This is a genomic window from Pseudohongiella nitratireducens (genome assembly GCF_001642735.1).
Taxonomy (GTDB): Bacteria; Pseudomonadota; Gammaproteobacteria; order Pseudomonadales; family Pseudohongiellaceae; genus Pseudohongiella; species Pseudohongiella nitratireducens.
On the sequence record NZ_LWHM01000031.1, the window covers coordinates 107338 to 121442 of the forward strand.

General features: G+C 52.3%; 10 protein-coding genes and 1 tRNA gene. 8 read left to right on the forward strand and 3 right to left on the reverse strand.

Annotation, left to right across the window (positions count from 1 at the left end; all coding sequences use genetic code 11):
* Positions 1-11: 11 nt before the first annotated feature.
* A complete protein-coding gene (locus PSCS_RS10970) occupies positions 12-992 on the reverse strand; it encodes a malate dehydrogenase (RefSeq protein ID WP_068812143.1) in 981 nt (326 codons plus the stop codon).
* Positions 993-1070: 78 nt separating this feature from the next.
* Positions 1071-2120, reverse strand: a complete 1050-nt coding sequence (gene queA / locus PSCS_RS10975; protein WP_068812277.1) for a tRNA preQ1(34) S-adenosylmethionine ribosyltransferase-isomerase QueA — start codon at positions 2118-2120, stop codon at positions 1071-1073.
* Between the two features lie 188 nt (positions 2121-2308).
* On the opposite strand from queA, the gene PSCS_RS10980 reads away from it, so the two are divergent.
* From PSCS_RS10980 to PSCS_RS11015, 8 genes are all read left to right on the forward strand, one after another.
* Positions 2309-2395: transfer RNA gene (locus PSCS_RS10980), tRNA-Leu, on the forward strand.
* Between the two features lie 316 nt (positions 2396-2711).
* Entirely contained in the window at positions 2712-4865 is a 2154-nt protein-coding gene (locus PSCS_RS10985) for a TonB-dependent receptor family protein (protein WP_068812144.1), read from the forward strand.
* Positions 4866-5135: 270 nt separating this feature from the next.
* Entirely contained in the window at positions 5136-8144 is a 3009-nt protein-coding gene (locus tag PSCS_RS10990) for a TonB-dependent receptor plug domain-containing protein (RefSeq protein ID WP_068812145.1), read from the forward strand.
* A 157-nt stretch (positions 8145-8301) separates the two neighbouring features.
* A complete protein-coding gene (locus tag PSCS_RS10995) occupies positions 8302-9411 on the forward strand; it encodes a helix-turn-helix domain-containing protein (RefSeq protein WP_068812146.1) in 1110 nt (369 codons plus the stop codon).
* A 146-nt stretch (positions 9412-9557) separates the two neighbouring features.
* Positions 9558-10010, forward strand: a complete 453-nt coding sequence (locus tag PSCS_RS11000) for a MarR family winged helix-turn-helix transcriptional regulator (protein WP_068812147.1) — start codon at positions 9558-9560, stop codon at positions 10008-10010.
* A 65-nt stretch (positions 10011-10075) separates the two neighbouring features.
* A complete protein-coding gene (locus PSCS_RS11005; protein WP_068812148.1) occupies positions 10076-11107 on the forward strand; it encodes an HlyD family secretion protein in 1032 nt (343 codons plus the stop codon).
* 37 nt (positions 11108-11144) lie between these two features.
* Entirely contained in the window at positions 11145-12659 is a 1515-nt protein-coding gene (locus tag PSCS_RS11010) for a DHA2 family efflux MFS transporter permease subunit (RefSeq protein WP_068812149.1), read from the forward strand.
* A 111-nt stretch (positions 12660-12770) separates the two neighbouring features.
* Positions 12771-13802 (forward strand): serine hydrolase domain-containing protein, encoded by a 1032-nt coding sequence (locus PSCS_RS11015; RefSeq protein ID WP_082866335.1) that lies wholly within the window; start codon positions 12771-12773, stop codon positions 13800-13802.
* 22 nt (positions 13803-13824) lie between these two features.
* On the opposite strand, the gene PSCS_RS11020 is transcribed toward PSCS_RS11015, so the two are convergent.
* Positions 13825-14103 (reverse strand): MoaD/ThiS family protein, encoded by a 279-nt coding sequence (locus PSCS_RS11020; protein WP_068812150.1) that lies wholly within the window; start codon positions 14101-14103, stop codon positions 13825-13827.
* Between the last annotated feature and the right edge of the window lie 2 nt (positions 14104-14105).

Consider the following 14105-nt stretch of genomic DNA (forward strand, 5'->3'; position numbering starts at 1 on the left):
ACTGCAACAATTTAAGGCAGCAGATGCGAAACGCCATCACGCTCTTCACGCAATTCCTGTTCCGTCTTCTGCATCAGGTCACGACTGAAATCATTCACATCCAGACCCTGAACAATGGTGTACTGACCGTTTTCGCAGGTCACAGGGAAGGAGTAAATCAAACCTTCTTCAATACCATAGCTGCCATCGCTATGAATGCCCATACTGACCACTTTACCGCTTGTACCCAGTGCCCAGTCACGCATGTGCTCAATCGCCGCGTTCGCTGCTGATGCCGCACTGGACAGGCCACGTGCTTTAATAATGGCAGCACCACGTTGCTGTACATTCGGGATAAAGCTCTCGGTTAACCAGTTCTGATCAACCAGCTCCGTTGCCGCTGTGCCGTCCACTTTGGTGTGGTGGATGTCAGGGTACTGTGTCGCAGAGTGGTTACCCCAGATGATAATGCCATCAACATCAGTGCTTTGCTTGCCAGTCTTCTCAGCCAGCTGTGCGATAGCACGGTTGTGGTCCAGACGCGTCATAGCAGTGAACTGGCCTGGGTTCAGGTCTGGCGCGTTGCGATATGCAATCAAGGCATTGGTGTTAGCCGGGTTGCCAACGACCAGCACTTTCACGTCACGGCTGGCGTTGTCATTGATAGCTTTGCCCTGCACGGAGAAGATCGCGGCGTTAGCTTCCAGCAGATCTTTACGCTCCATGCCTGGTCCACGAGGACGGGCACCAACCAGCAGGCAATAGTCCGCATCTTTAAATGCCACATTAGGATCATCGCTTTGAACAATGCCCTGTACCAGTGGGAATGCGCAGTCTTCCAGCTCCATGGCAACGCCTTTGAGCGCGTCCAGAGCTGGTGTGATTTCCAGCAGCTGCAGGATAACCGGCTGGTCTGGACCCAGCATCTCACCGGCAGCAATACGGAATAACAAGGAATAGCTGATCTGACCTGCTGCCCCAGTGACAGCAACACGAACTGGTGCTTTTGACATTTTTTAACCCTTTGAATAGCAATGTATTTTGTCGCCAAAGACGTGCACGACCTGATAAGAAGGCTGGAAAGTATACCACTACACGATGAACATGGCATCGCCATAGCTGAAGAAGCGGTATTTCTCTGCCACAGCTTCCTGGTAGGCGGCCATGACAGAGTCCCTGCCGGCAAAAGCACTGATCAACATCATCAGGGTAGATTTTGGCAGGTGGAAATTGGTGATCATGGCATCCACGACCTGAAATTCATACCCGGGGTAAATAAAAATGTCCGTTTCGCCTGCGAAAGCGTCTGGTACCCGGTTGTGAACCTGGTGAGCGGCAGCACTTTCAAGGCTGCGCACAGATGTCGTTCCGACCGCGACAACCCTGCCTCCCCTTGCCCGGCAGGCAGCAATCTGCTCACAAGTCGACTGCGGCACATCAATCCACTCACTGTGCATCTTATGCTCAAGCACGTCCTCTGTACGAACCGGCTGAAAAGTGCCTGAACCCACATGCAGGGTCAGGAAGGTCTGCTCGACACCTTTCTCCGAGAGTTGCTTGAGCATACCCTCATCAAAATGCAGCCCCGCAGTAGGTGCTGCAACAGCGCCCGGGTTCTTGTTATACACGGTTTGATAGCGACTACGGTCAGCGGCTTCGTCATCTCTGTCTATATAAGGAGGCAACGGCATATGACCGTACTGCTCCAACGCCGTTGTCAGTGCCTCCTGGCAATGGAACTTCAGGTGGAAGAATGCATCCTGCCGCCCCAGCACTTCTGCTTCCAGCGGTGGCATGTCCGGCTGATCAGACAAAAACTCGATTCGGCTGCCAGCTGCCGGTGACTTGCTGACACGCATTTGCACCAGCGCTTCAGTATCACTTAACAGGCGCTCAACCAGGATTTCCAGTTTACCGCCCGAGGCCTTGCGGCCATACAGACGCGCGGCCAGGACTCGCGTGTCATTAAAGACCAGCAGGTCGCCCGGATTAAGCAAATCCATCAGGTCCAGGAATTGCCGGTGCTGAACCTGACCATCATCACGTCCCAGGCACAGCAAACGGCTATGCGTCCGTTCAGATGCGGGGTAGCGAGCGATCAGGGATTCAGGCAGGTTGTAATCAAAGTCACTGAGTTTCATAAGGCTGGCAAGTTTGCCCGAATCGCGATTACTTGCCAAGCAGCAATTTTCACCAAAGTGTCCCGACATAAAGGGCAATATCAAGCGGGAAGACTGCCTTTCCTGAAATGCCTGCAGGAACTGTGTGTAATAGCATTGTCACAGCCAGTAATACTGCTATAATGCGCCCCTCTGATTCGCACATCCCTGCCGGAGTGGTGAAATTGGTAGACACGCCGGATTCAAAATCCGGTGCTGGTGACAGCGTGCCGGTTCAAGTCCGGCCTCCGGTACCAATCTTTTTCCTTTCTGTTCCTGCTTTCAGCATTTTGCTGTTAGCTGGTCATATGCATTGTCAAAATCAATATTATCAGCGCCATTACTGGGTTATTGAACTCATGACTGTACTGGCTGACCTTCTCTCCCAGCACTATTGTGTATTCACTCCTGATCCACCCTACCCCCGCCAGCGTCTATTATCAGCTGGGCAGTTATTTTCTGACGGCAGATTATCCATAAATTATTAACTCTGTTTTTATTTTTGCTAATCATTATCATTTTCGTTACTATTCGCGCCGTTCTTTAGAGTTGACTTACGGGAGAAACCTCACCATGTTCAAACGCACCCTGCTTTTTACTTCCATTCTGATTAGCACTCAGGCTGCAGCCAGTAATGACCAGCTACAGGAAGTCACTATTATAGGCAGCGCCGAAGACGCGATGCAGTTACCTGGCTCAGCGCATGTCGTCAGTGAAGCCGAGCTGGAAAAGTTTGCCTATACAGACATCAACAGAATGGTGCGCCAAGTTCCCGGAGTTTACTTGCAGGAAGAAGACGGATTTGGCTTACGGCCCAATATTGGCATTCGCGGCTCCGGCTCTGAACGTTCAGATAAAATTACATTATTGGAAGATGGTGTACTGATGGCGCCAGCCCCTTATTCTGCACCAGCGGCTTACTATTTCCCGACAGCAGGCCGGATGCACCGAATTGAAATACTGAAAGGCGCAAGTATTCTGCGCCAGGGCCCTGCCACTGTGGGCGGCGTTGTCAATTTGATTTCGACCCCAATCCCAAGCCAGACCAGCGCCGAGATCAATCTGGAAACAGGCGACTTCAGTACCCATAACCTGAATGCCAGTTATGGTACCCGTTCAGCGCACTGGGGCATGCTGCTTGAAACCCAGCAGTTGCAGAGTGACGGTTTCAAAAAGATTGACCGCTCAAATCAGGACAGCGGCTTTGAGGTTGAAGACTACCTGGCCAAGTTTACTGTCAACACAGCAGGCGACAGCTCATTTTATCAGCAGCTGGACCTGAAAATTCAATATTCAGAAGAGCTGTCCAATGAAACCTATGTCGGCCTGACAGACCGTGATTTCCGCGATACCAGCAATCGTCGATATGGACTGACCGCCAATGATCAGATGGATACGCGCCACTCCAGCATCAGTGCCCGCCACCTGGTTCAGCTTAATGATCAAATTACGCTCACTACCACGGCATACCAGAACCGTTTTAAACGAGACTGGTTCAAAGTTGATAAAATCGATGGATCAAGTTTTGGCAGCCTGATAGACGCTGCTAATATTGGTGATGTATCTGCTCAGTCAATCCTGAATGGCGACACTGATGCAGAAATCAGTATCAAACATAACGCTCGTGAATATACCAGCCAGGGGCTGCAGTCAGTAGCAGAGTGGTCTGTGAGCTCTCATCAAATGGAGCTCGGCATCAGATATCATGAGGACGATGTTGACCGTTTCCAGCCGAGTGAAGTCTTTCAGCAGTCCAGCGGAAACCTGGTCTTCGACCGCATCACGTCGCCCAGCTCCAGCAACAACCGGATCGAGGAAGCTGAAGCTCTCGCCATCCATTTCATGGATACCTGGCAGGCCTCTGCGCAGCTGGATGTCACGATGGGTCTGCGACATGAAGATATTGATACACGTCAGCTACGCTACAGCGACCCGCAACGCAGCACACGAACACTGACGGCGAACAATAGTGTCTCAGAAACGCTTTGGAGCCTGGGCGCAACTTATGACTTAACTCCCAACTGGCAGGTACTGGCGGGTGTCCATACAGGGTTTGCCCCTGCTTCCGCTGGGTCGAGCGATAATGTTGAGCCGGAGAAAAGTCAAAACTATGAGGCCGGCTTCCGTTACCAGTCCGACGCGTTCAACAGCTCGGTTATCGGCTTTTTCAGTGATTATGAAAGCACTGTACTTAACTGCTCCCAGGCATTCCCATGTGGGCAGCAATCCAGTGGTTCACAGAGCCTGGGTCAGTCAGAAATTGCCGGGGTTGAGCTGATGCTGGAGACAAGGCTCTATAACTCCGGGTCTGTGCAGGTACCGTTGATGGTCAGCTTTACCCACACAGATGCAGAAATTACGGATGCGGAAAGCAACGATTCACTGCAAGCAGGTGATGTATTAAGGTATGTCCCCGAAAATGTTCTTAGTACCCAGGTAGGAATAAACTATGGCGATAGCCTGAGTGTTTATGTGAATGCCAATTATGTTTCTGAAATGTGCCACAACAACGAATGTGATCGTCCTGGCATCAATGATACATTGCTGGAAACAGATGAAACGCTGATATTCGACCTGGTAGGACATTACAACATCAATGATAATACCCGGCTGTATATAAAGATTGACAACATACTGGATGAGCAGGAGATAGTCGCTCGCAGCCCCGGTGGCGCTCGCCCCAGCAAGCCAAGAGCAGCCAGTGTAGGTGTCAATTTCCAGTTTTAATCTCATAGGTGGCGAAGTCAATGACTTCGCCACCTATGCTTTACTGACATCCAGCCAAATCCTGCTAACGTCTTTTCATCTTAAACAAGCAATTTCAAGAAAACACCTGCCTTTTTTAAAAATGACTTAGCCGGAAATTCAGAATCCGGCAGCATCCTCTCATTGCAAACTCTATAGTGAAACCACTACATTCCTGGAAGGCTGTCGGGATGCAGTTGTAGACGAAATCTCCAAATAATCATAACAATGTAATTGCAGGAGACATTTTATATGTGGTTCCCACATCACCTACCCCCGTTCCGTCGCTCGACCCATCACCGTCTGTTAACCGCCATCATTTGCACCAGCGCCATCGCAGCCATTCATGCTGCCCCTGTCAGTGCGCAGCAAAATGACAGTGACATGGAAGTGGAGGAAGTCGTTGTCACCGGCTCATTTATTCGTCGAAGCGAAGGGTTTACCGCCGCTTCGCCGGTAGTGCAAATGACCTCTGAAGACCTTGACGCTGAAGGCACGGCCAATATGGCCCAGGTCGTACAAAACATGACCTTTAACGGCGGCACTGCTGTCACCAACTCGATCCAGGGGGTCGATGACAACAGTCCGGCCTTCAATCTTCGTGGCCTGGGCCCCAGCGCCACACTGCAACTGGTCGATGGCAAACGCGTGACAACCAATAACGTAAATGCCTTGATTCCTGATATTGCCGTACAGCGTATTGATATCGTGACCGACGGCGCCGCTGCACTCTACGGTAGTGATGCCGTAGCTGGCGTTGTCAACATTATTCCCCATACCCAGTACGAAGGGGTAGAAATGTCCTTCTTCCAGGAAGGTGATACGCGGGGCGACTTCAAGGATTCTTCCATTGGCCTGCTGGCTGGCACCCAGCTTTCCGACGATATCAATATCACCGCTGCCGCCAGTTACCGGGATCAGGGCAGGCTGCGCTGGCTGGACCGTCCGGAACTGATGACATCAGGCCTGACGTTGAATTCCGGTTCGCACCCAGGCAACTTCCTGGTACCTGTGCGTGATGAAATGGGCAACCTGACCGGTGGCACAGCAGGTCGGCCTGATCCAAGCTGTGGCCTGATCAGCGAAGACCCGCGCCAGATGGGCAACAACCCATATGGTATCAACTTGCTGGGGCGATGCTGGCTGGAATTCGGCGACACCCGGGATTTCCGCAACGATCAGCAATTCAGCCAGTTCTACGGCAATTTCGATTACAGCCCTGCCGGCGATTTTTCCATGTCCGCTCAGGTCATGTTCTCGCGCAAATACAGGCATAGCCGTAACAACCAGTCTAACCCGGGCGGTCGCGTACAAGACATGTCGACTATTCGGGGGGAGTTGCCTGGCAATACATTCCGCGCGATGTCAGCTGATCAGCGCGAACTTTATGCAGAGCCTCTAAGGGATGGCAACGGCGCTATTGTTACCGATGGCTACGGTCGCCCTCTTCCCATGCGTGACGCCAGCGGCCAGGTGGTGCTGGCCGGCAATCAGTTCGCATCCATGAATGCCGACCCCAGTGGCGGTGTGCCTTTCTATGAAGATGTCAGGGCCAATGCCTGGATGCCGATAGGAAAAACCAGCACATTACCCACTGGGTTTAATGCTGACGGCACCAACCCTTATGTTAACGATGACAGAAATATGCGCCTGGCTTTCACCGCCAATTTCCCTGCCCCCTTTCTCGACAGCTGGGAAGGCATGGCCAGTTACGCCTACAACAAGTTCGAAGATCGTGGCCGGGAAAATCAGACCTTCAGCTTCAGCGCCATTGAATCCGGCCTGAACTGTGATGTCATCAATGATGTGGATGCCTGTTACAACCCGTTTGGTGTCGTTGATCCGCAATTTGCCACTTCCCAGGAAGTCACCGATGCCATCTGGACCAACTACGCTCGTCGCAATGAAGACGAACTGCAAACCTTTGACCTGGTCTTTAATGGCGATGTCCGCATTGGCGATTTCCAGCTGCCCGGCGGTGAGATTGGTATGGCCGTTGGCTACCAGCGCCGCCAGGAAAAGCTGCTCGACGTACCAGCAGCCAATATCCTGGCTGGTGATCAATTCATTGGCTCACAACTGGACGTCGCCTATGGCAGCCGGTCTGTTGACGCCTTTTTTGCTGAAGTCCTGTTGCCGGTGACCAGCAATTTTGAAATCACCAGTGCTTTCCGTTCGGAAAAGTTCAGCACTGGCCAGGACGATGCCATTGCAAAAGTCGGGCTTGTGTATGAACCTGCTGACTGGGTTGGCATCCGAGCTACCTGGGGACAGGCCTTCATCGCACCGACTATCAGGCAACTGGAGTCGCCTGAAGATTGCGGCCTGAGTAGTGTCAACGACCCCTTTACCACCTTCCAGGGCTTTGTGACTTCCTGTAAAGCAGGCAATCCGAATCTGCAATCAGAAACCTCCACCAGCGTCTCTGCCGGTATTGATCTGGTGCCGATGGAGGGCATGACATGGTCCATTACCTGGAGTGAAACTGACTTCGAAGACAGAATCGTCGGCACGACAACGGAGGATACGATACGTTCTGACTTTGATGCCTTCCAGGAAGCCTACGGATTTACCCCGACAACAGATAACCCCTACCCGTCCCTGAGTTTGCTACAACAATGGATTGACGACCCCAGGTCTGACAAACGAATCATGCGGGTACCGGGTGACATAGCAACTGTACAGCGCATTCAGCAAAGCGATTCGAACGCCTCTACCATGCTGGTACGTGCCTGGGATACCCGCTTAAGTTATGATTTGCCGTTCCGCCGCTGGGGTGCATTTGATATCAATATGCAGGCAACCTATGTAGATACATATCAATATCAAATGTCAGCGAATGATCCCGTCCAAGAAGGCGCCGGTAACCAGAACAATCCAACGGGTGCCGTTCCGGCAATGCCAAGATGGCGCGCAAACTCTCGCCTGCGCTGGTCGATGAACGACCACACATTGGCGCTGACAGCACGCTACACACATTCTGTTGCATTTGACGCTAATGAATACGATTTCCAGCGATTCTTCCCTTTTAGCACTTTCCGCTACACAACGGAGATCCGTCCATGGACGCAAATGGACATGTTCTACACCTATCAGGGACTGGAAGTGCCTGGCGCAGGTGGGGAGTTGTCCCTGACAGTGGGTTCACGCAACGTTTTCGACCGTGAAGCACAGAAAACGGGCATGATCGCCGGAGCATTTGCAGAACTGCAGGATGTCACCGGGCGTTCTGTTTATGCCCGCATTGACTATCAGTTTTAAATGTCAGTGAATCAAGCGTAAACCAGCAACAGCCGCGACCTGGATCACAATTGGCCAGGTCGCGGCTGTCAACAACATGAATTTGTGTCATAGTAAGCAGGTACGCTGAAATAAAATATCGTAGAAAATAACAATAACGAAACATCAGCGAGGTACTATGGACCCGGACACTATAACGGTTCACCACTGGCTGTGCCTGTTTGCTGCGCTGGCATTCTCACAGCTGCTCATTACCAGTGCCACTTTTGCGCAACGCAAACCCATTCAGTGCGCATCGCGCCTGATGATTGCATTAAGCATTGGCATCTCCGCGTACATGCTGACCGGCATCCCCATCATGCAGTCGGCCCACCCGGCGCCATTATTTGTTATCAACCTGCTCTCAATATCCAGCCCGGCCTTGTTCTGGATGCTGTCCCGCGAACTGTTTCAACCGCAAACCAACACTCAGATGCCAATCTTGGTCGTCATTCTGGTGGGAACTTACCTCACCTTGCGAATGACCGGAATCAGTGTTTTTGATGATCAGTTGTTGCGCCAGCAACCTGCCATGCTCGCCGTTTTCATTTATTTTCCGCAGTTAATCATGATCGGCCTGGTCTCACATGCCTGCCTGACAGCACTGCAGCAGATTCACGAAAAAGATCATGAAGACACTCACAGTTTGCCAAAATCACATATCATTTTTATCCTGACACTGGGCGCCATTATTTTCATGGTCGTCAGTACCAGTGCCCTCGGCATGGTGTCTGACCTGACCAAAGCCCTGTATTATTTTGCTATCTTTCTCGCTGCATTTGCCTTTAATACACAGCTGCTTCGTCTGGAACCGGTACTGGCGCAGCTGTTTATTCATGGCAGCTCAGTCAAATCGCCCACTTCTCTCAACCCCAAAGACCAGCAGCAGTACCAGCGTATTATGGATACCATGCGAAAAGAACGGCTCTACGCCCGCCCGGGTCTAACGCTACGACATGTTGCTGATGCCCTGCCAATGCGTGAATACCGGCTTCGGGAGTTTATTAACAAGACGCTGGGATACCGCAACTTTAATCAGTTTGTAAATGCTTTTCGGCTGGAGCTGGCTTGTGAAAAATTGAGCCTGCCACCGAACGACAAAGTCCTGATCTCTGCCATTGCCTGGGATCTTGGCTACTCTTCCCCTTCAACATTTAACAAAGTGTTCAAGAAGCGATTTGGTGTAACCCCGTCCGAATTCCGCAAACAAATCGTTGCCGATGGCTGCAACGACCAGGTTCCTGTGTAATACAGCATCAAGCTTTCCCGCCCTGGTTCAAGTCAGCGTCATTTTATGCGCATCGCGTTGATTGACCTAATTAGTAAGCTTGCTTATAATAACTATACATACAATTAGCAAGCTACCTATCAGCCAGCTATTAAGGCGACAACATCATGTCAAATCATAAAGACAGCAACGACAAACTGGGCTTCGTTATCCAGGATATTGCCCGCCTTATGCGCTGGAACTTTGATCGCCGCGCTCAGAACCTGGAACTGACACGAGCACAATGGGGCGTGTTGGCAAATCTGACCCGCTGCCCTGGTGCCCAGCAGAAAACGCTCGCCGACCTGCTAGAGGTAACACCGATCACACTTGCACGCCATATTGACAGACTGGAGCAGAACGGTTGGGTACGCCGGGAGGATGATGTCGAAGACCGTCGTGCCAAGCGCGTTTACCTGACCGAGAAAGGACAGGAGATTCTTGGCGAGTTACAGAGTGTGGGCCAGGAAGTTCGGCAGCAAGCATTAACAGGCATTAACACAGAAGAAGAAGAGCAGTTACTCACCCTGTTACTCCGTTTACGGCAAAACCTGGGCACCTCGTCTACAGACGACAGCTAGGAACCGGGTATTGGCAGAGCGGATTTTAATCAGCAGTTTTACATCGCATTCAGGACAGTAACATCATGACTAAAACAGTATTCAAACGTTTATTTCTTCTTTTGCTCGGCCCCCTGGCAATCGCAGCCGTCAGTGCCTGGCTGTACCTGCACGGCGGACGAATTGTCAGCACTGACAATGCCTATATCAAAGCCGACATCATTGATGTCAGCAGCGAAATTTCTGGCCGGGTGATGTCGGTCAACGTAGACGATAACCAGCCCGTTGCCAAAGGTGAATTGCTGTTCACGATTGATGACCGCCCTTACCAGATCGCTCTGCATAAAGCGGAAGCTCAACTGGCCGAGGTGCGCAGCAACATCGCCAGCCTGAAACAGGAATATCATAACAGTGAAATCGCCATCCAGAATGCGGACACTCGCCTTGCTTATCTTGACAAGGAGCTTGAGCGGGTAAGGTCATTGCTGAATCGAGGCTCCATCTCGGTATCTGCTTTTGACGAAGCCGAATACCAGTGGACCGATGCGCAAAACAATCATCAGGACAAACTGCAGGCGCTGCAAGTGGTCAAGGCCAGACTGATTGATCCGGACCTGCCGGTTGATGAACACCCACTGGTCAAGCAGGCGCTGGCGCAACTCGATAGCGCCCGGCTGGACCTGGCCAATGTCGAAGTGTATGCCCCGACAAACGGCATCGCCGTCAATGTCTCTGCCAACGAAGGTGAGAATATTGTTGCTGGCTCACCACTGATGAGCGTGGTCGACACTCAGCATTTGTGGATAGAAGCCAATTTCAAGGAAACCGACCTCACCAATATGCACCCTGGCCAGCATGTCAGCGTTGGTGTGGACACCTACCCAGATCGACACTGGCAGGGCCGTGTATCCAGTATCACTCCGGCAACAGGGTCTGAGTTCTCATTGCTGCCCGCTCAAAACAGTTCAGGCAACTGGGTCAAGGTCGTACAGCGAGTCGCGGTTCGCATTGAGTTTGAAGGTAGTGAGCCTCCGGCAGCATTGGTTGCCGGTATGAGTGCCCTGGTAGAAGTGGATACAGAACAACAGCGCACGCTGCCTTTTATCAGCAGCCTGTAAGCCTCAACGACCTGTCACCATCAGCTATGGATATGAAATGACCACTGCCTCTGTTCCCTTTCGTGGCCTGATCGCCATTTCGATCATGCTGGCGACCATCATGCAGGTACTCGATACCACGATTGCCAATGTCGCCTTGCCTCACATGCAGGGCAACCTTTCGGCAACGCAGGATCAGATTACCTGGGTGCTGACCTCTTATATCGTCGCATCAGCAATAATGACACTGCCAACCGGGTGGCTGGCAGGACGGTATGGCAGTCGCCGCGTATTCCTTGTCAGCACTGCCGGCTTCACCGTGACATCAGCTCTTTGCGGCATGGCCAACAGTATTGAGACCATGGTGCTGTTCCGCATTTTACAGGGATGTTTCGGTGCCGCGCTAGTACCTCTTGCGCAATCGACACTGCTGGATATCAACCCCAAAGAGAAGCATGGCAGCGCCATGGCACTCTGGGGTGTCGGTGTGATGATTGGTCCGATTCTGGGCCCAACCCTTGGCGGCTACCTGACAGAGTATTACAGCTGGCGCTGGGTGTTTCTGATCAACCTGCCACTGGGTATCATTACCTTTGCTGGCCTGTTTTTCTTTATGCCTGACAGCAAGCGTTCTGACCGACCATTTGATGCCTTCGGCTTCTTTACCCTGATGCTGGTAATCGGCAGCCTGCAGCTGATTCTTGATCGCGGTGAAACAGTTGAATGGTTCTCTTCGCGGGAAATCTTGTTTTACTGTGCAGTCGTGGCATCGGCAGCCTGGATGTATGGGGTTCACGCAAAAATGTCGAAGAATCCCTTCCTGTCACCTGCCCTTTTCCGTGACCGAAACCTGGTCACCAGCCTGGTGTTTATTTTCTTTGTCGGGATCATTTTGCTGGCAACCATGGCGCTGCTGCCACCCTACATGCAAAACCTGATGGGCTACCCTGTGCTTGATGTGGGCACATTAATGGCGCCACGTGGCATGGGAACCATGGTCGCCATGATGATCGTTGGCCGTCTGGCCAACCGTGTCGATCCACGCCTGCTGATTCTCACCGGGTTGAGCCTGACCGCATTATCGCTCTATGAGATGAGCCTTTTTACTACCTACGTGCCCCCGAGTCTGATCGTCGGCACCGGGGTTATACAAGGGTTTGGGCTGGGCTTCATTTTCGTGCCGCTAAGCACTGTTGCCTATGCCACACTGGCGCCTCAATACCGTGCTGAGGCGGCCGGTTTTTTCAGCCTGATACGCAACATGGGCAGTAGTATCGGTATCTCAATGGTAATGACCGTGTTAAGTCGCAACATGCAGATCAATCACGCCTACCTGAGTGAATTTGTCACCCCCTTTTCAACCCGGGTGTCACTGAACCAGGTTCCGGGTGCACTGGAACAGCAGGCTGGATCAGTCCTGCAAATGCTCGATGCTGAAGTGTCGCGGCAGGCGGCGACCATCGCCTACGTCAATGATTTCCGACTGATGATGTGGATCGTCATAGCAGCTGCCCCGCTGGTATTTTTCCTGCGCAAAGAGAAACCCAATCAGGAAAGCGCCGTTTCCGCCTAACTACCTATACGCCAGCAACCGGTTACAGCGCGACATTTCAGCCCCCCGAAAATGTGCTAAGGTTGGCTCGAACCAGTTAACAGTAATTCAGTCGCCCCTGCTGGAGACCACATGCCCTTACGTCGCGTTGTCCCGTACCTGATGTGCCTGGCTTTGAGCTGTATGACTTTTCTGGCGCCACTTGTCAACGCGAGTGACACCAGCCAGCACGACCTTGACCTTGTTGCCATCGAGCGGGCAGCCAACAATTTGCCACGCCTGCACAGCCTGCTAATACACCAACACGGTGACATGGTGTACGAGCAATATTTCAATGGTCGAGACGCCTCTCAGGCCGCGAACATGAAGTCAGCTTCCAAAAGCGTGATCTCAGCCCTGGTGGGTATCGCCATTGCGCGTGGTGATATTGCCAGCCTTGACCAGCCTGTCAGCGACTATTTCCCGGACATACTGGCAGACGCGGCACCAGCCAAGCGAGCTATCACTATTGAGAACCTGCTGACCATGGAAGCTGGCCTGGAATCGACCAGCAACCGCAATTATGGTCGCTGGGCAGTAAGCGATGACTGGGTGCGGTTCGTGCTTGAACAGCCCATGGTCGGCACGCCAGGCAGCGACATGATCTATAGCACCGGCAGCACGCACCTGTTATCAGCGATTATCGAACGCGCATCTGGCATTAGTACACTGGAATACGCCGAACGGCATCTCACCGGCCCCACAGGGATGAATATCACTTACTGGAGTCAGGACCCACAAGGGGTGTACTTCGGCGGTAATAACTTGGAGATGCGCCCACGCGACATGCTCAAATTCGGTCAACTCTACCTCAATGGTGGTGAATGGGGTGGGCGCCAATTGCTGTCACGTGAATGGGTGGAACAATCGCATAGCCCACATGCCGATTCTCCACGCGGTCAAGGACGTCACTACGGCTATGGCTGGTGGCTTCGCGACCTGGCCGGCATGCAGGTGCCAGTCGCCTGGGGTTACGGCGGCCAACTGATCTTTGTGGTCGAGCCCTTTGACCTGGTGGTTGTAGCCACGGCAGACAGCCAACCGGGCGACGGTCGCTACATGCAGCTGCGAGGCATTTACGACCTGGTTGAGACACATATCCTGGCGCCGCTTGCGGACAGATAAAACAGACTTTGTTATTCCGCAATCACCCGCCGCTTAACGCCTGGAAAATATAAACAGTGCCATCATCCGGCACACGATCCGAAAGCGTTTTCTTATCAATCACTATTGTGTCATTGACGCTGATATTGACATGCCGACGCAATGCCCCACGCTCATCGAGAATGTAGTCCAGGAATCCTGGAGCCAGGTTATTGATCTCCGCTAACACACTGGCAACGGAACCGGTTGGCACTACCAGTTCCCGGTCTTCAAGTACCGGGAAAAACCGGTAAAGATGCGAAGTCATTTCCACTGTCGGCATAG

What these genes read in the sequence shown, in the direction of transcription:
- PSCS_RS10995 (WP_068812146.1), top strand. Translation starts at nt 8,302, where the DNA reads ATGGACCCGGACACTATAACGGTTCACCACTGGCTGTGCCTGTTTGCT.
- PSCS_RS11015 (WP_082866335.1), top strand. Translation starts at nt 12,771, where the DNA reads ATGCCCTTACGTCGCGTTGTCCCGTACCTGATGTGCCTGGCTTTGAGC.
- PSCS_RS11010 (WP_068812149.1), top strand. Translation starts at nt 11,145, where the DNA reads ATGACCACTGCCTCTGTTCCCTTTCGTGGCCTGATCGCCATTTCGATC.
- queA (WP_068812277.1), bottom strand. Translation starts at nt 2,120, where the DNA reads ATGAAACTCAGTGACTTTGATTACAACCTGCCTGAATCCCTGATCGCT.
- PSCS_RS10985 (WP_068812144.1), top strand. Translation starts at nt 2,712, where the DNA reads ATGTTCAAACGCACCCTGCTTTTTACTTCCATTCTGATTAGCACTCAG.
- PSCS_RS11005 (WP_068812148.1), top strand. Translation starts at nt 10,076, where the DNA reads ATGACTAAAACAGTATTCAAACGTTTATTTCTTCTTTTGCTCGGCCCC.
- PSCS_RS10990 (WP_068812145.1), top strand. Translation starts at nt 5,136, where the DNA reads ATGTGGTTCCCACATCACCTACCCCCGTTCCGTCGCTCGACCCATCAC.
- PSCS_RS10970 (WP_068812143.1), bottom strand. Translation starts at nt 992, where the DNA reads ATGTCAAAAGCACCAGTTCGTGTTGCTGTCACTGGGGCAGCAGGTCAG.
- PSCS_RS11000 (WP_068812147.1), top strand. Translation starts at nt 9,558, where the DNA reads ATGTCAAATCATAAAGACAGCAACGACAAACTGGGCTTCGTTATCCAG.
- PSCS_RS11020 (WP_068812150.1), bottom strand. Translation starts at nt 14,103, where the DNA reads ATGCCGACAGTGGAAATGACTTCGCATCTTTACCGGTTTTTCCCGGTA.